Annotated in this window: 19 protein-coding genes; 9 read left to right on the forward strand and 10 right to left on the reverse strand. The window is 76.8% G+C overall.

Features of this window, described 5'->3' with window-relative positions; translation table 11 throughout:
* Positions 1 to 115 precede the first annotated feature (115 nt).
* On the forward strand, positions 116 to 649 hold the full coding sequence (locus ACHZ99_RS01600) for a methylated-DNA--[protein]-cysteine S-methyltransferase (protein ID WP_420302463.1): 534 nt from the start codon (positions 116 to 118) through the stop codon (positions 647 to 649).
* Positions 650 to 727: 78 nt separating this feature from the next.
* Complete coding sequence (locus ACHZ99_RS01605) at positions 728 to 1270, forward strand: DUF1697 domain-containing protein (protein ID WP_420302464.1); 543 nt, start codon at positions 728 to 730, stop codon at positions 1268 to 1270.
* Positions 1271 to 1312: 42 nt separating this feature from the next.
* Here the strand turns inward: ACHZ99_RS01605 and ACHZ99_RS01610 are convergent, their stop codons facing one another.
* Positions 1313 to 1906, reverse strand: coding sequence for a hypothetical protein (locus ACHZ99_RS01610; protein WP_420302465.1), 594 nt, complete (start codon positions 1904 to 1906; stop codon positions 1313 to 1315).
* A gap of 132 nt (positions 1907 to 2038) precedes the next feature.
* On the opposite strand from ACHZ99_RS01610, the gene ACHZ99_RS01615 reads away from it, so the two are divergent.
* The 3 genes from ACHZ99_RS01615 to ACHZ99_RS01625 all read left to right on the forward strand — a co-directional run bounded on the left by ACHZ99_RS01615 (position 2039) and on the right by ACHZ99_RS01625 (position 4431).
* Entirely contained in the window at positions 2039 to 2533 is a 495-nt protein-coding gene (locus ACHZ99_RS01615) for a hypothetical protein (protein ID WP_420302466.1), read from the forward strand.
* A 34-nt stretch (positions 2534 to 2567) separates the two neighbouring features.
* Positions 2568 to 3467 carry a pseudouridine-5'-phosphate glycosidase gene (locus tag ACHZ99_RS01620; protein WP_420302467.1) on the forward strand — a complete coding sequence of 300 codons (900 nt, stop codon included), beginning with the start codon at positions 2568 to 2570 and terminating at the stop codon, positions 3465 to 3467.
* Positions 3468 to 3534: 67 nt separating this feature from the next.
* The gene (locus ACHZ99_RS01625) at positions 3535 to 4431 is read left to right on the forward strand and encodes a carbohydrate kinase family protein (protein ID WP_420303174.1); all 897 of its coding nucleotides are present in this window, start codon (positions 3535 to 3537) and stop codon (positions 4429 to 4431) included.
* Between the two features lie 37 nt (positions 4432 to 4468).
* On the opposite strand, the gene ACHZ99_RS01630 is transcribed toward ACHZ99_RS01625, so the two are convergent.
* On the reverse strand, positions 4469 to 5326 hold the full coding sequence (locus tag ACHZ99_RS01630; protein ID WP_420302468.1) for a hypothetical protein: 858 nt from the start codon (positions 5324 to 5326) through the stop codon (positions 4469 to 4471).
* Positions 5327 to 5421: 95 nt separating this feature from the next.
* Positions 5422 to 5718 (reverse strand): helix-turn-helix domain-containing protein, encoded by a 297-nt coding sequence (locus ACHZ99_RS01635; RefSeq protein WP_420302469.1) that lies wholly within the window; start codon positions 5716 to 5718, stop codon positions 5422 to 5424.
* Positions 5719 to 5773: 55 nt separating this feature from the next.
* Here ACHZ99_RS01635 and map point away from each other — a divergent pair, with 55 nt between their 5' ends.
* Positions 5774 to 6541, forward strand: a complete 768-nt coding sequence (gene map, locus ACHZ99_RS01640; RefSeq protein ID WP_420302470.1) for a type I methionyl aminopeptidase — start codon at positions 5774 to 5776, stop codon at positions 6539 to 6541.
* Positions 6542 to 6569: 28 nt separating this feature from the next.
* On the opposite strand, the gene ACHZ99_RS01645 is transcribed toward map, so the two are convergent.
* Positions 6570 to 7028 carry a type II toxin-antitoxin system PemK/MazF family toxin gene (locus ACHZ99_RS01645; protein ID WP_420302471.1) on the reverse strand — a complete coding sequence of 153 codons (459 nt, stop codon included), beginning with the start codon at positions 7026 to 7028 and terminating at the stop codon, positions 6570 to 6572.
* 201 nt (positions 7029 to 7229) lie between these two features.
* Between ACHZ99_RS01645 and ACHZ99_RS01650 the strand changes: the two genes are divergently transcribed.
* Together ACHZ99_RS01650 and ACHZ99_RS01655 are read left to right on the forward strand one after the other, a co-directional pair.
* Positions 7230 to 7541 carry a hypothetical protein gene (locus ACHZ99_RS01650; RefSeq protein WP_420302472.1) on the forward strand — a complete coding sequence of 104 codons (312 nt, stop codon included), beginning with the start codon at positions 7230 to 7232 and terminating at the stop codon, positions 7539 to 7541.
* A gap of 76 nt (positions 7542 to 7617) precedes the next feature.
* The gene (locus tag ACHZ99_RS01655) at positions 7618 to 7917 is read left to right on the forward strand and encodes a DUF6343 family protein (RefSeq protein WP_420302473.1); all 300 of its coding nucleotides are present in this window, start codon (positions 7618 to 7620) and stop codon (positions 7915 to 7917) included.
* 60 nt (positions 7918 to 7977) lie between these two features.
* Here the strand turns inward: ACHZ99_RS01655 and ACHZ99_RS01660 are convergent, their stop codons facing one another.
* Complete coding sequence (locus ACHZ99_RS01660; RefSeq protein ID WP_420302474.1) at positions 7978 to 8619, reverse strand: uridine kinase; 642 nt, start codon at positions 8617 to 8619, stop codon at positions 7978 to 7980.
* Positions 8620 to 9133: 514 nt separating this feature from the next.
* Between ACHZ99_RS01660 and ACHZ99_RS01665 the strand changes: the two genes are divergently transcribed.
* Positions 9134 to 10903 carry a hypothetical protein gene (locus ACHZ99_RS01665; protein WP_420302475.1) on the forward strand — a complete coding sequence of 590 codons (1770 nt, stop codon included), beginning with the start codon at positions 9134 to 9136 and terminating at the stop codon, positions 10901 to 10903.
* Between the two features lie 163 nt (positions 10904 to 11066).
* Here the strand turns inward: ACHZ99_RS01665 and ACHZ99_RS01670 are convergent, their stop codons facing one another.
* The 5 genes from ACHZ99_RS01670 to ACHZ99_RS01690 form a co-directional block, all read right to left on the reverse strand.
* Positions 11067 to 11942: a sugar phosphate isomerase/epimerase family protein gene (locus ACHZ99_RS01670; protein WP_420303175.1), complete on the reverse strand. Its 876-nt coding sequence runs from the start codon at positions 11940 to 11942 to the stop codon at positions 11067 to 11069.
* A 261-nt stretch (positions 11943 to 12203) separates the two neighbouring features.
* The gene (locus ACHZ99_RS01675; RefSeq protein ID WP_420302476.1) at positions 12204 to 12878 is read right to left on the reverse strand and encodes a nitroreductase family protein; all 675 of its coding nucleotides are present in this window, start codon (positions 12876 to 12878) and stop codon (positions 12204 to 12206) included.
* Between the two features lie 64 nt (positions 12879 to 12942).
* Positions 12943 to 13308: a tetratricopeptide repeat protein gene (locus ACHZ99_RS01680; protein WP_420302477.1), complete on the reverse strand. Its 366-nt coding sequence runs from the start codon at positions 13306 to 13308 to the stop codon at positions 12943 to 12945.
* A gap of 87 nt (positions 13309 to 13395) precedes the next feature.
* On the reverse strand, positions 13396 to 14016 hold the full coding sequence (coaE, locus tag ACHZ99_RS01685; RefSeq protein ID WP_420302478.1) for a dephospho-CoA kinase: 621 nt from the start codon (positions 14014 to 14016) through the stop codon (positions 13396 to 13398).
* A gap of 100 nt (positions 14017 to 14116) precedes the next feature.
* Complete coding sequence (locus ACHZ99_RS01690) at positions 14117 to 15043, reverse strand: PAC2 family protein (RefSeq protein WP_420302479.1); 927 nt, start codon at positions 15041 to 15043, stop codon at positions 14117 to 14119.
* Between the last annotated feature and the right edge of the window lie 129 nt (positions 15044 to 15172).

Consider the following 15172-nt stretch of genomic DNA (forward strand, 5'->3'; position numbering starts at 1 on the left):
CTCGACGCAGCCGATACGCAATCGGTACCCGCGCGTTTTCCCACGTCGAAGCGGAATCCCGGGTGCCGGACGGCGGGCGGAGGCGGTTGTCGGTGCCGTGTTCTACGCTCGCGGCATGGACGTCACGAAGGCCCGCGCGCCCCGGCAGAGCCGCCGGGTGGTCGATTCGCCGATCGGCCCGCTGCTCCTCGCCGCCACGGACCGCGGGCTGGTCAAGGTCGGGTTCCACGCCCCTCCGGACGCCGCGGGCCGGGGTGCCGGCGGCGGGGCCGAACCGGCGGGTGCCGCGGGGCACATAGCGGAGGCCGAGGAGCAGCTGCGGACGTATTTCGCGGGCGGGCTGCGGGACTTCCGGCTGGAGCTGGACTGGTCGCTGTCCGACGGCTTCAACCGGCGGGTGCTGGAGGAGCTGGCGGCCCGGGTGCCGTACGGATCGGTCGTCAGTTACCAGTTCCTCGCCGACCGCGTCGGCGAGCCGGGCGCCGCGCAGGCGGTCGGGCGGGCCATGGCGTCGAACCCGCTGCCGATCGTGGTGCCGTGCCACCGCGTGATCGAGAGCGACGGCGGCCTGGGCGGCTTCGGCGGCGGACTGGAGACGAAGCGGAGCCTGCTGGCGCTGGAGGGCGTGCTGCCGGAGCCGCTGTTCTGACGCGGTGAGCGGACGGGCACGGCCGTCGGCGGGCCCGGGGCGGGCCGGGACGACGGAGGGACGAGGGAGGCTCCGGGCATGAGCAAGCAGATCGCGCTGCTGCGCGGCGTCAACGTCGGCGGCAGGAACAAGGTCCCCATGGCCGCGCTGCGCACCGCGCTGACCGGCCGCGGCTTCGGCGGCGTCGTCACGTACGTCGCGAGCGGGAACGTGGTCTTCGACGACCCCGGCACCCCGCCGGAGGAGACCGCCGCGGCCGTGGAGGCGGTCGTGGCGGAGGAGTTCGGGGTACGGGCCGGGGTCGTCGTCCGCACCCGCGACGAGGTCGCCGCCGCCGTCGCCGCCAACCCGCTGCCGGAGGGGGCCGCGGAGCCGTCCCGGTTCCTGGCCGTGTTCCTGTCCGGGCCGGCGCCCGAGGACGCCTGGTTCCGCACCGCCGACCCCGGGGCGTACGCCCCCGACCGGTACGAGATCGGCGACCGCGTCGTCTACGTCTGGTGCCCCGGCGGGCTCGGGCGGTCCAAGCTGGCGGCAGACTTCTCCGGCCGCAGGCTGGCGGTGACCGCGACCGGCCGCAACTGGAACACGGTCCTCAAGCTGCTGGAGCTGGCCGACGGCTGACTCCCCGGCACGCGGGCGGCGGGCGGCGGACCGCGCGCCCGCTCATCCCGGCCGGCTCCGCTCCAGCTCCCGGGCCCACTCCTCCAGCGCCTCGAAGTCCTCCTCCACCAGTCCGCGCGCGGGGTTGATCTGCCGCAGCAGCGCCTCCCCCGCGTGGTGCTCGGCGATCCACGCCGCGTCGGCCGCCGTGATCTCGTCGTCCACCCAGGCGAACGTCCGGCCGGCGGTCCAGGCGGCGACGTGCCGCGTCTTCCAGTACAGCCCGTCCGGGTCGTCGGTGGTGAACATCGACGGCCACTCGATGACCGGCAGCGGCGGCAGCCCCAGCACGCGGTCGCCGATGACCGTGTTGGCCTCGTGCATCCAGGTCGTCGCCCACACCAGTTCGTACGGCAGCGACAGCAGCCGCTCCCCGTGCGCCGGGCGCAGCCACAGCCGGAGGGGTCCGGCGGGCATGCCGGTGACCACGTACTCGCCGTAGCCGGGCGGCGGGCCCCCGGCGGCGTAGGGGTTGAGGGGGCCGTCGACGTCGAGCAGGAGGAGGGGGCGGGCGGGGGTCGGGGTGGCGTCGGAGTCGTCGGTTGCGCCGGTGGGCGGGGCGGCGTCTCGGTCGGCAGCGCGGTCAACGTCGTCCATTCTCCGACCGTAGGCGCTGCCGCCGCCGGTGTGGCCCCCCGCGCGTCCGCGCGCTCGCGCGGCGCGCGCCGCCGCCCGCCCGGGGCGGGGCCCGGATGCGGGCCGTTCCGCCCACCCCCTAAGGTCTGGGCCATGGCGATCCCCGAGGTCATCCCGATACGTCACGAGCCCGGCTACCGCACCGAGAACATCGGCCGTTACGACGACGGGCAGTTCTTCGCCTCGATCACCGCCGCGTACCCGCCCGGCTACCGCATGGGCCCCGACTGGCTGGAGCACCGCCGCTGGTTCGCCGTTCTGCACCGCTTCGGCGCCGACGGCCACCACACCGGCTCCGACATCTGGACCCCGGGCCCCGGCGTCCCCGCGGACGGGCGGCTGGACGCGAAGATGGAGGGCTGGCTCGACGAGTTGCCGGGGCTGGTCTTCGGCGACATCGCGATCAGACCCTTCGAGGTCACGGTGGACGGGATCCGCTTCGGGCTGGTCGCCGAGCGGCACGCGCCGCCGGCGCCGGGCGCCGCGGGCGGCGGCGCGGACGCCGGCGAAGACGAGCCGGACTGGGCGGAGTTGTACCCGGACCGGCTCGGGTTCCACGAGCCGTGGGACGGCCTGTACGACACGTAGACCGCCGGGGTGCGGCGGCACGTACCGTGGGCTCATGCACCTGACAGACGAGGTCCGCGACGCGCTCGCGGACCGGCGCCCGGTCGTCGCGCTGGAGTCGACGATCATCGCCCACGGCCTGCCCCGCCCGCGCAACCTGCGGGTGGCGGCGGAGCTGGAGGACATCGTCCGCTCCGCCGGCGCCGTGCCCGCGACCGTCGCCGTTCTCGACGGCACCCCGCACGTCGGCCTCGACGGGGCGCAGTTGGCGCGGATCGCGTCCGACGACGCCGTGCGGAAGCTGACCGTACGCGACCTCGCGCCGGCCGCCGCCCTCGGCGCGAGCGGCGCGACGACCGTCGCGGCCACGGCGTTCCTCGCGGCCCGGGCCGGCATCGGCGTCTTCGCCACCGGCGGTCTCGGCGGGGTGCACCGGGAGTGGGCGGAGTCGCAGGACGAGTCGGCGGACCTGCGGCTGCTGGCGCAGACGCGGATCGCGGTGGTGTGCGCGGGGGTGAAGTCGATCCTGGACGTGCCGGCGACGCTGCAACGGCTGGAGACGCTGGGCGTGACGGTGCTCGGCTACGGCACGGCGGAGTTCCCGGGGTTCTACCTGCGGACCTCCGGCGAGCCGGTGGAGTGGACGGTCCGTACGCCCGCGGAGGCCGCGGCGGTGCTGCGCGCCCAGCGGGACCTCGGCGTGCCGCCGTCGGCGGTGATCGTGGCCAACCCGGTGCCGGCCGGCGAGCAGCTGGACCCCGCGGTGCACGACGCGGTGCTGGCCGACGCGCTGCGGGAGGCGGACCGGCGGGGGGTGAGCGGGCAGGCGATCACGCCCTTCCTGCTGGCGTACCTCACGGAGCACACGGCGGGGGCGTCGCTGGCGGCGAACCTCGCGGCGGTACGGGGCAACGTGCGGCTCGCCGCGGAGATCGCGGTGCAGGACGCCGCGTGAGTTGCCGCGCGCGCCGGGCGGCGCGTGGGCGGCGGCGGGTGCGGGACCGGGTGTGACGGGCGGCGCGGTGCTGCTGGTGGTCGGCGACGTCGTCACCGACGTGGTCGCCCGCCACGCCGCGCCCCTCGCCCCCGGCACGGACACCCCGGCCGAGATCGCGATCCTGCCCGGCGGCGCCGGCGCGAACGTCGCCGCGTGGGCGGCGCACTGCGGCGCGCGGGCGCGCCTGCTGGCGCGCGCGGGCCGGGACTCCGCCGACTGGCACCGCGCCGCGCTGCTGCGCGCCGGGGTCGAGGCACACGTCCGCGTCGACCCCGCGGCGCCCACGGGCAAGGTCGTCGCCCTGGTCGACGGCGGCGGCGAGCGGTCGTTCCTGACGGACAGCGGGGCGGCGTTCCGGCTGGGCCCGGCGGACTGGGACCCGGAGCTGCTGGCCGGCGTCACGCACGTACACCTCTCCGGCTACCTGTACTTCACCGCCCCCGGCCGCGCCCTCGCCGCGCTCGTCACCGCGGGGGCACGCGCGCGTGGGGCGACGGTCAGCGTGGACCCGGCGTCGGAGGGATTCATCGCGCGGTCGGGCGTACGGGACTTCCTCGCGGCGATCGCGAGCGCGGACACCGTCTTCCCCAACGCCGCGGAGGCGACGCTCCTCACCGGCCTGCCCTCCCCCGCCGCCGCGGCCGGCGCCCTGGCCGCGGCGCTCGACGCCACCGCGGTCGTCACCGCCGCCGCCGGCGGCGCCCACCTCGCCGCCCCCGGCGCCCCCGCCGTGCACGTCCCCGCGACCCCGGTCACCCCGCTCGACACGACGGGCGCCGGCGACGCCTTCGCGGGCGCGTATCTGGCCGCCGCGCAGGCGGGACGCGCGCCGCGCGAAGCCGCGGCGGCGGGGTGCGCGACGGCGGCGACGGCGGTCCGCACCCCGGGCGGGCGGCCGGGGCGGCCCGGGCAGGGGGCGTAGCGGCGGGGCCTCCACCTGCCCGCGACGTCTCCCGGCGCTAACTCCCCCCGTCCCGCACCCGCTTGTCCACCCGCCTGCGCCACGGGCGCGCCCGCAGCCGCTCGCCGGGCGGGCCGTGCGGGGCCGCGGCGAGGGCTTCGCGGACGGCGGCGGTGAAGGCGTCCGGTTCGCGGAACAGCTGGTGGGGCGTGGTGTGGACGAGGTGCAGGCCGAGGGATTCCAGGGCGTTGTGGTGGTCCACGGTGCCGTCGTCGTCGCGGTACGGCGGCTCGGCGAGGTGGAGGAGGACGCCGGTGCGGGGCCAGTGGGCGTGCGGGGTGGTGAGCCAGTAGCCGTCGAGGTGCAGCGGGACGCCCCAGAGTGGGGGCGGCAGGGCGGCGGCGGCGATCAAGGCGCGGGCGCGGGTCTCGGCGGGCGGGCGGACGGCGCGGCCGAGGGCGGCGAGCGCGGCGGCGACGTCGGGGCGGGTGTGCAGGGCGGCGGCGCGGAGCGCGGTCGCCAGGTCGGCGGGCGGGGTGCCGTGGGTGTCCTGCAGTTCGCCGAGGAGGGCGGCGGTGCGGTCGCGGTCGAGGGCGGTGTGTACGGCGTCGACGGCTGCGCGCAGCGGCGGTGCGGCGGGGAGCCCCGGCGGCAGGTGAACGGGCGGGGGCAGGCGGCGCAGCGGCTGGTGGACGCGTACGCCGGGGGGCGGGGTGAGGCGCCGGGCGGGCGGTACGAGGACGTCGACCACGCGCACGTCCGCGGCGGCGGGCACGCTGCGGAACCCGTACAGCGCGAGCGCCGCGGCTCCCGTCAGCAGCGCCTCCCCGCGGCCGCCGGCGCGCGCGAGCGCCGCGCGGTAGCGCGTCTCCCAGTCGCCGTGCGGGGTCTCGCGGGGGCCGTGCGCGTACGTCATGGCTGCGCCTTGCCCGCCGCCGGCCGCGGCTACGGCGCCGCGGCCGCGGACTCACCGGGTCGGGCGATGCGGGGCGCGGGAGTTGACCGCGGGGACTACGCCGCGTGGACGGCCCGGTCCGCGGGGGCGCTTGCGGGGGCTTCCGGCCCGGGTACGGCGCAGGCGCCGGCCAGGGTGTCGAGGGAGACGTCCAGGGTGGCGGCCAGGGCGGCGACCGTGAAGAACGCCGGGGTGGGGGCGCGGCCGGTCTCGATCTTGCGGAGCGTCTCGGCGGAGATGCCGGCCGCGGCGGCGACGTCGGTCATGCTGCGCTCGCCCCGGGCGGCGCGCAGCAGGGCGCCGAAGCGCTCGCCGCGGCGGCGCTCCTCGGGGGTCAGTGGAGTGCGAACCATGAGCGTGATACTAATACCGGTATAGTAATTGGGGAACCCGAGGGAGAGTCACGCCATGGTCGAGATGAAGAACGACGCCGCGCTGGACGCCATGCGCGAGGCCGGGCGCGTCGTCGCCGACGCCCTCGCCGCCGCGCGGGACGCGGCCGGCGTGGGGGTGAGCCTGCTGGAGCTGGACGAGGTCGCGCGGGAGGTGCTGGACAAGGCGGGGGCGGGATCGCCGTTCCTCGGCTACCGGCCGTCGTTCGCCGCCACGCCCTTCCCCGCGGTCCTCTGCACCTCCGTCAACGACGCGATCGTGCACGGCATCCCCACCGGCTACCGGCTGCGCGACGGCGACCTCGTGTCCCTGGACTGCGGCGCCGAACTGGACGGCTGGACGGGCGACGCGGCGATCAGCTTCACCGTGGGCACGCCGCGGCCCGAGGACACCGCGCTGATCGACGCCACGCAGCGCGCGCTCGACGCCGGGATCGCGGCCGCGGTCGCGGGCGGGCGGCTGGGGGACATCTCGTCCGCCGTGGGGCGCGTCGCCGCCGAGGTGGGCTGCGGGATGCCGGCGGACTTCGGCGGGCACGGCATCGGGCGGCGGATGCACGAGGACCCGCCCGTGCCCAACCGGGGGCGCGCGGGGCGGGGTTTCCGGCTGCGGCACGGGCTGACGCTGGCGATCGAGCCGATGCTGCTGTCGGGCGGCTCGGACGCGTACGGGGTGGACGACGACGGCTGGACGCTGCGGACGGCGGACGGCAGCAGGGCGGCGCACGTCGAGCACACGGTCGCGGTCACGGAGGACGGGCCGCGGGTGCTGACGGCGCGGTGAGGGCAGCGGCGTCCGTACGCGGGCGGGGTCAGCGCCAGCCGTAGCGCAGGCGCAGGCGGTGCTCGACGAGGTGGAACCGCTGGCGGTCGAGCGAGCACGCCTCGCGGCGCATGCCGCCGTCGTGGAGGCGGAGCACGCGGTCCAGGTCGACCCACGAGTCGCGGCCCGCCCGGTCCCACGGGCCGGCGCCGATGCGTACCCAGTCGTGGTCGTCGTCGCGGCGCTTGCTGGACAGCTGGACGGCGAGCACCGTGCCGGCGCGCTCGCGGGCGACGACGAGGACGGGGCGGTCCTTGCCGCGGCCGTCGTTCTCCTCGTACGGCACCCAGGTCCAGACGATCTCGCCGGGGTCCGGGTCGCCGTCGGGGTCGGGGGCGTAGGAGGTGCGGACGTCGCCGGCGGCGCGGGGGTCTATCTCGGTGGTGGCGGTGGGGCCGTGCTGGCCGGGCTGGCCCACTGGGCCGTCGCCGTGGGTGGGCGTGGTCACGCCGGTCACGGTAACAACCGGGGGCGGCCGGCCGACTGCCCGGTACGGGCCGGGGCCGTCGGCGGCGGGGCGGGCCGCGGCGGGGCGGGCGCGAGCGCGGCGCAGCGGGGCGTCTGCGGCAGGGCGTCATATGCCGGGGGAAAAAGGGCACAGAGGCCGGGCGGGGCGGGCGTTGTCAGTGGAGGGTTGTAGCTTCCAGGCATGGACTACCACGACGTTGTCGACGAGCTTGAGTCGGCGGAGCACGAGCTCGGCCTGGCCGCGTGCGACGTGGACGAGACCGAGGGGGCCGGGCTGGATCTGGCGGGGCTGGTCGCGGAGCTGGCGGAGCGTACGGAGCCGACCGGCGCGGGCCGGCCCGGCGCGCCGGCGGACGGCCGGGACGGGCCGGAGGCGGCGGCGTGGGCCGCCCGCCGGGCCGACGGGCTCGCGGACGCCGAGCGGGCGGAGGGGCTGCCCGAAGCCGTGTGGCAGCCGGGCCGGCAGATATCCCTGGCGCGCTGCGCGCGGTAGGCGGTCGTACGCGCAGCGTGCCGCGTTGGACCCCGCCCCCCGGATGGCCGGATGCTGGAGGCAGGAGGTGCTGAGCATGAGGCCGAACCGCTCCGGTGACGAGCCCGTGCACGCCCGCACTCCGCTCCGGATGCGCTTCTGGCTGTCCCTCTGGGGAGTGCTCTGGATGGTCGCGGGCACGGTGTTCTTCATCGTCGTCGACGAACCGGTCTGGGCCGCGGTGACCGCGGCTCTCGCCGCGATCACCGCCGTCGACATGGTGGTGGTGCTCCGGCACATCAGACAGGGCCCGCACTTCCAGCCGGGCCGGTCCATACCCCCGTACGAGCCCGTGCGGCAGGACGACGAACCGCCCGGGCCGAAGCGGCTGCCCTGACGCCGCCACGCCGCGACCTCCTGCGGCCGGTGGCGGTCGCCGACAACCGCTGACGACCGCCTACGGCCGCTCCGGGCGCCAGGCCGGCCGCCGCGGGTCGTCGAGTCCTATGAGCACGTCCGCGGCCGCGGCGGGGTCGGCCTCTTCCTCGTAGCGGGCGAAGGCGGGCAGTGTCCATCGGTCCCGCTCCGGTGTGCGCCGGGAGAGGGCGGCGGCGGAGAGACGGAGGTGAACGACCAGGTCGAAGGGGAACCAGCGGCCGAGCAGCAGCGGACCGTGCAGCAGCACGACGGCGCCGGGCGGGAGTTGCGTGTACGGGCTGCGCGTCGCGCGGTCCGTGCCGGGATCCCAGAAGTCGGGCAGCACCCGGCCGTCACCGCCGGGCTCCAGCGGGCCGAAGACCTCCCGCCAGAGCGCGCCGGTGTCGAGCCAGGTGTCGTAGTACGCGTCGGGGTCCTCGCGGCCGAACTCGTAGCGGAGAGAGGCGGGCCGCAGGAACGCGCCCGCGTCGAGGACGAGGCTCTCGCGCCCGCGGACCCGCAGGCCGTCGCCGACGCGGGCGGCGAGCGCACCCGGCTCCGCCGCGGGGGCGCCGTCCACCGCGACGCGCAGCCACGGGCCGCCGTCCGCCGCCTGCGACTCCGCGACGCGCTCGACCAGCGCGTCGGTGAGCCGCTCCCAGGTGATCGCTTCGAGCCGCACGCTTCCATGATGCAGGGGGCGGGCCGGTAGGCGGCGCCCGGGCGCGGGCCCGCGGGCGGCCGACCCCGGCGGCGGTGGACGGGCGCGGGTCCTGCGGGAGTTGCCCGGCCCGGCCCGGCGGCGGTGCCGGGCCGTGGTCGGTCGGTCGGTCGGTCGGTCGGTCGGTCGGTCGGTCGGCGGGAGGATACGCGGTCGGCGACGGGGCCGCTCGGCGTGCCCGGGGGGCGCCTCTCCGGTACCGCAGCGCTCGCCGCCGTGTCCGCGGGGCGGCCTCCCGGCGTCCCGGCGTCCGGCCCTTCCCGGGCCCCGCCCCGCCCGGCGCCGGGCGGCGCCCTCGGGCTGCTCCGCGCGCCGGGCCCGCGGGCCGCCCGCGCCCACCCGGCCCCGGCGCCGTGCCGCGCGGTGATCCGGTGGGCCGCCCAACCGGGGGGCCCGCGGGGGTGGTTGAGTACGGGGCGGACGCAGGCGCGCGCCCGCGCCGGGTTCGGCGCGGGGAACGAGGGGGACGGCACACGTGGGACCGGAGGATCTGAGCCCGACCGAGCGGCGGCTGTGGGACGCCTTCCCCACCGCCGGCCGCGTCGACCTCCGCGTCGGCGACCCCGCCACGGACGACCCGGCCCGCGGCGCCGCCTGGGGCCCGGAGCGCGTCGTGCGCGCCGAGGTCGTCGCCGCGCTGCTGCTCGGCGCGCGCGAGGCCGAGTCGGGGCACACCGCCGGGATCCACCTCGTCGGCGCCCGGATCGCCGGCCGGCTCGCGCTCGACCACGCGGAGATAGAGCACCATCTGCAACTCCGGGACTGTTCGTTCGAGGAGTCGGTCGACCTCTACGGCGCCCGCACCCGCCGGCTCAGCTTCAACGGCTCGCACCTGCCCGGCCTGCTCGCCTCCCACCTCTGGGCCGAGGGCAGCCTCCGCATGACCGGCTGCACGACGACCGGCAAGGTCCGGCTCGTCGCCACCCGCATCGCCGGCACCCTCATCTTCAACGGCGCCCGGCTCCACAACCCCGACGGCCACGCGCTCGACGCCACCCGCCTCCAGGTCGACAACGACGTCCTCATGCGCGACGGCTTCACCGCCGGGGGCACGATCGTGCTGCGCAGCGCCCGCATCGGCGGCAGCGTCGACCTGCGCGCCGCCACCCTCGACGCCGCCCCGGACGGGATGGCGCTCGACGCCGCCCGGATCCAGATCGACGGCGACCTGTCCGCGTACCGGCTGGCGGCCACCGGCAGGCTCGCCGCCCGCGGCGCCGCGATCACCGGCGCGCTGTTCCTGCGCGCCGCCACGCTCGACCACCCGGGCGGGCGGACCCTCGACGTCCCCGGCGCGCACATCGGCTCCGACGTCGTGCTCGACGACGGCTTCCGCTCCCGCGGCGAGGTGCGCATCGCCGGCACGGCCATCGGCAGCCGGCTGGTGATGAGCGGCGCGGAGCTGCGCGGCGACGCGGAGGGCACCGCCCTCAATGCGTACGGGATCCAGGCCGGCGGCGACGTCGAGTGCGACCGCGTGACGGCCACCGGGCGGGTCGTGCTGTCCGGTTCGCAGCTCACCGGCCGCCTCGACCTCGGCGGCAGCAGCGTCGCGCGGCACACCCCCGACGCCGTCGCGCTGTCCGTCCGCCGCACCAGCGCCCCGGAGGCCGACCTTCGCACCGGCCGCCTCGCCGGCGCCCTAGACCTGCGGCACTCCACCTTCGGCGTGCTGCTCGACACCGCCGGCTCGTGGCCGTCCCGCGTCCACCTCGACGGCGCCGTCTACGAGCAGCTGGACAGCCCGCTCTCCGCCGCCGAGCGGCTGCCCTGGCTGCGCCGCGGCGACGGCGCGTACGTCCCGCAGCCGTACGAGCAGCTCGCCGCGGTGTACCGCCGGCTCGGCCACGAGGACGACGCCCGCCGCGTGCTGCTCGCCAAGCAGCGGGCGCGCCGCGCCCGGCTGCCCTGGTACGCCCGCGCCTGGGGCCTCGTCCAGGACGTCACCGTCGGCTACGGCTACCGTCCCGAGCTCGCGGTCGGCTGGCTGGCGGGGCTGCTGGTGCTGGGCTCGCTGCTCTTCCACGCGGAACGGCCGCGGCCGTTGGAGCCGGGGAAGGACATCGTGTTCAACCCGTTCGTCTACACGCTCGACACGCTGCTGCCGGTCGTCGACTTCGGCCAGGGCACCGCGTTCACGCCCGACGGCGGCTCGCGGTGGGTGGCGTACCTGCTCGTCGCGGCCGGCTGGGTCCTCGCCACCGCCGTGGCCGCGGGTGCGGCCAGGGCGCTGAACCGGCCGTAGCGGGGCCCGGCGGCAGCGGCCGTCGGCGGGAGCCAGGAGAGCCCGCCGAGAGGGCCGCTGCCGCCGCGCCGGGACCCGCGGACACCCGCCCGGGTGCGGGTCCGCCCGGCGCGCCCCCCGCCCGGGGAGGCGCCGGAGGCGCTCGGTGATCCGGCGGCGCGCGTCAGTAGCGCAGCGCTTCGAGGTGCTCGTAGCTGTTGCGCGCCGTGGCGAACGGGTCGGAGGGGTTGTCGTGCTCGACGAGCCACTGCCTGACCCCGCCGCTCTTCGCGCCCTGGAACATCTCCGCGAAGTCGAGCACGCCGGAGCCGACGTCGGCGAAGTCGCCGTTCGGCGCCATGTCCTTGACGTGCAGCGCGGGGAAACGCCCGGGGTGCCGGCGGAAGTACGTGAGCGGGTCGGCCCCGCCGCGCACCGCCCAGTACAGGTCGAACTCGAAGCCCACCAGGTGAGGATCGGTCTCGTTGACGAGGATGTCGAAGAGCACCTCGCCGTCCACGGTGTCGTGGTCGCCGCCGTGGTTGTGGAAGAGCACCTGCTGCAGACCGGCGTCGCGGCAGGCGCGGCCCGCCTCGTTCAGAGCGCGGGCGGCCTCGCGGAAGCCGGCCGGCGAGTGCATCCCGCCGGGGAGGCTGGGGACGACGACCCACTTGCCGCCCAGGGTGTGAACGTCCTCGATCGCCTGCGGCAGGCCGCTGCCGGCGACGGTGCCGTAGCCGACGTGCTCCAGCACGGCTTCGAGCCCGGCGTCGTCGATCATGCCGCGGATCTCCCGGGCGCTGTGGCCGTGCCGGCCGCTGACGCCCACGGTGGCGTAGCCGATGTCGGAGAGCTGCCGCAGGGTGCCGGCGAAGTCGGTGGCCAGGGGCCGGCGCATGGTGTAGAGGTGCATGCCGATGCCGCCGGGCGGGATACGCCGCTTGCCGTGGCACCCGCCCCCGGCCGCCGTGTCGGCCGCCGCGGCGGGACCGGCCGCGCCACCGAGCGCGGCGGCCGTGCCGGCGCCGAGCGCCGCGGCGAGCAGTGCGCGCCGTCCCATCGCGCCGGCCGCCGGCTTCCGGGACCTGCCCGCCCCGTCTGCTCCGGGGTCCGTCTCGTGCCTGCCGTTCATGCGCACAACCGCCTCTCCCGCGTCTGAATCCGCCATTAGAAAGCGCTTACTGGCATGCGGGCATCAGACTAAGCGCGCCGCGTTGCGCGGTCAACGGTCGGTGCACGGTCCCCGGCCGCGCGCTGCGCGGCGGCACGGCTCGGCACGGGCCCAGGCTCGCGGCGTACGACGCGCAGGGGGCCCGGCGCCTCAGAGCCGGATCAGCACGTCGTCCAGCTCCTTGCGCCGGATGTCCGGCACCCGCGCCCCGTCCGCCGGGTAGCCGACCGGGATCACGTACGCCGCCCGCTCCTCCGCGGGCCGCTCGCACACCTCGCCCAGGAACCGCATCGGGCTCGGCGTGTGCGTGAGCGTCGCCAGCCCCGCCTGGTGCAGCGAGGCGAGCAGGAAGCCGACGGCGATGCCGACCGACTCCTTGGTGTAGTACGGGCGCGGGCTCTGCGGCCCCTTGTGCACCTCGAAGACGACGATCACCGCGGGCGCCGTCTCCAGGAACGGCTTGTGCCAGTCCGTGCCCAGCGGCGCCAGCGCCGCCAGCCACTCCGGCGAGGCCCGGCGCGCGTAGAACTCCCGCTCCGACTCCTCCGCCGCCTCCCGCAGCCGCCGCTTGCGGTCCGGGTCGGTGACGACGACGAACCGCCAGGGCTGCACGTTCGCGCCGCTGGGGGCGGTGGCGGCGGTGCGCACCGCCCACTCCAGGACGCCGTCCGGGATCGGGCGCGGGGAGAAGTCCCGCACGGTGCGGCGCCGCGTCATGGCGTCGTGGAAGGCGCGGCTGCGCTCCTCGGCGTCCGGCGCCGGCACACCGAGCGGCTCGTACGGGACGGTGGGATACGGGGCCGGATACGGCTGCGAGATCGTCATCCGGCCAGCAGAACACGGCCCCGCGGGCTTGGACCAGACCTGATCCGGCGATAGCCCCGGCGCACTAGTCCTCGAACCCGGCCGCGTCCCAGAAGTCCGGCCGCGGGTCGAGCGCCGCCGCCAGCCGGAAGTGCCGCCGCACCTCGTCGGGGTCGCCGCCGGCCCGCTCCAGCGTGCGGGCCAGCGCGAAGTGCGCGTAGGCGTTGTCCGGCTCCCGCTCGACGACCGTGCGGAAGTCGGCCTCGGCCGCGCGCAGCCGGGCGCTCATGAAGTGCGCGCGGGCGCGCAGCAGCCGCGGCGAGACCTTCTCGGGGTGGGCCTCGACCAGCGGGTCGAGCAACTGGACGGCACCGCGCGGATCGCGGGCGGCGAGCAGTTGCTCGGCCGCCCGGTAGTCGACGACGTCGGTCTCCGGGCTGCGCTCGGCCACGGCGTCTCCTTCCTCGTCCTCTCCGGCTTCCCTGTCGTGGCGTCCGGCATCTGTCTTCCGTGCCGGATTCGTCCCCCCAACACGGGATCATGCCCCGCTATTCCGCCCCCTGACCCCCTGGAGCGCCACCAGTTGCTCCCAGACCTCCCGTACCCGCGGCGCCAGTTCCGCCGGGGTCCCGTCGTTGTCGACGACGATGTCGGCGATCGCGAGCCGCTCCGCGCGCGTGGCCTGCGCCGCCATGCGGGCGCGGGCCTCGTCCTCGGTCATGCCGCGCAGCCGCACCAGCCGGTCGAGCTGCGTGGCGGGCGCGACGTCGACGACCACGACCACGTCGTAGAGCCCGGCGAGGCCGTTCTCGGTGAGCAGCGGCACGTCGTTCACGACGACCGCGTCCGGGCCCGCCGCCTCCGTCAGGGCGGCGGAGCGCTCGCGCACCAGCGGGTGAACGATGGCGTTGAGCGCCTCGCGCCGGCCGGCGTCGGCGAAGACGATGCCGCCGAGCTTCGCCCGGTCCAGGGTGCCGTCGGCGGCCAGCACGTCCGGGCCGAACTCCGCGACGACCGCGGCCAGCCCCGCCGTGCCGGGCTCCACCACCTCGCGGGCGATCTTGTCGGAGTCGACGATCACCGCTCCGTACGAGGCCAGCAGCTCCGCCACCGCGCTCTTGCCGGCGCCGATCCCGCCGGTCAGTCCCACCGTCAGCATGACCTCAGCCTAGGTGCCGTACGCCACCGGCCCCCCGCCCGCCGCAGGCGCGAGGGGCCGAACCGTCCGCGCCCCGGCCCTCCTTCGCGCGCGCCGGGCGTCAGTCGCCCTCCTCGCGCTCCGCGAGGAACTGCTCGAAGGCGCTGCCCAGCTCGTCCGCCGAGGGCAGCTCGGCAGGCTCGGCCATCAGGTTCTCCCGGTCCTCGCCGCCGGCCAGCGCGTCGTACTGGTGCTCCAGCCCGCGGACCATGCCCACCAGCTCCTCGTCGCCCTCGTCGACCTGGCGCTCGATCTCGTTCTGCACCTTGAGGGCCTCGGAGCGCAGCGCGTGCGCCACGCCCGGGAGGACCAGGCCGGTCGCCGAGGTGATCGACTCCAGCACCGTCAGCGCCGCGTCGGGATACGGGGTGCGGGCCAGGTAGTGCGGGACGTGGGCGGCGACGCCCAGGACGTCGTGCCCGGCCTCCCCGAGCCGGTACTCCAGGAGCGCGTCGGCGCTGCCGGGCACCTGGGCCTCGTCGAAGACGCTGCGGTGGCCCGGCACCAGGTCGATGCGGTTGCCGTGCGGCGTGAGACCCACCGGGCGGGTGTGCGGCACGCCCATGGGGACGCCGTGGTAGTTGACCGCGAGGCGCACGTTCAGCCGCTCGACGATCTCCCGCACGGCCGCCGCGAAGCGCTCCCACTCCACGTCGGGCTCGGGGCCGGACAGCAGCAGGAACGGGCTGGCGGTCGCGTCGCGCACGAGGTGCAGTTCGAGCGCGGGGACCTCGTACGCGGCCCAGTGGTCGCGGCGGAAGGTCATGAGGGGGCGGCGCGCCCGGTAGTCGACGAGCCGGTCGTGGTCGAAGCGGGCGACGACCTCGTGCGGCAGGTCGCCGAGCAGCCGCTCGGTGATCTGGGCGCCGGTCTCGCCGGCGTCGATGAAGCCTTCGAGGTGGTAGAGCAGGGTCAGCCCCGCCGAGTCGTGCTCCAGCACCGCGTCGACTGCCGCGAGCCCGCTGGGGTCCCATTCGTACATGCTCATGAGTGTGTAACACCCCGCGTGCCCGCGGTGATTCCCGGTGACGCAAACGGATTGTGCGCACGCCCCCGGGCGGGCCGGCGCGGCCCGGCCGTACGGCAGGTCAGCGCCGCTGCCGCCGGCGGAAAGACG

The sequence above is a fragment of the Streptomyces sp. MAR4 CNX-425 genome (genome assembly GCF_048656465.1).
In the GTDB taxonomy this organism is placed as follows: domain Bacteria; phylum Actinomycetota; class Actinomycetes; order Streptomycetales; family Streptomycetaceae; genus Streptomyces.